This is a genomic window from Leifsonia sp. SIMBA_070 (assembly GCF_046534635.1).
In the GTDB taxonomy this organism is placed as follows: domain Bacteria; phylum Actinomycetota; class Actinomycetes; order Actinomycetales; family Microbacteriaceae; genus Leifsonia.
Map to the genome: position 1 here is coordinate 1 of NZ_JAWRYK010000034.1, position 444 is coordinate 444.

The following is a 444-nucleotide window of genomic DNA, read 5'->3' on the forward strand; positions in this document are numbered from 1 at the left end:
CGGGTCGTGAGCTCCTCGGCGGCGACGTCGAGCTCGTGGAGGTAGTTGTGGCGCTGATAGAAGTAGTCCCGCACCTCTTCGTGGGGAGCGCTGATGGAACCCCTCATGGTGCCGTCGCCGCGTTCGTCGGTGGCGGCAGCGAGCTGTTCGGTGGCGATCCGATACCGGCGGTGGAGGTTGACCATGGCCTTGGCCATATCGGGATGTGTGGTCACCAGATCAGTGATCTCCTGGGCGTCGGCATTCGCGCCGAGGTCCTCGTCCATCATCACCTCCCGCATCTCGGCGATCAGCCGGGCGTTGTCCTGAGAGTTGAAGAACCCGGCGTCGACCCCGAAGACCTCGCTGATCCTGAGCAGGACCGGAACGGTCAGAGGTCGGGCGTCGTGTTCGATCTGGTTCAGATAGGACGGCGAGATCTCGAGTGACTGCGCCAGCGCGACC

General features: G+C 64.2%; 1 protein-coding gene. It reads right to left on the minus strand.

From position 1 onward, the window contains the following. A partial coding sequence (locus SB754_RS19270) for a helix-turn-helix domain-containing protein (protein WP_410784023.1) occupies positions 1-444 on the minus strand: 444 nt, incomplete at both ends.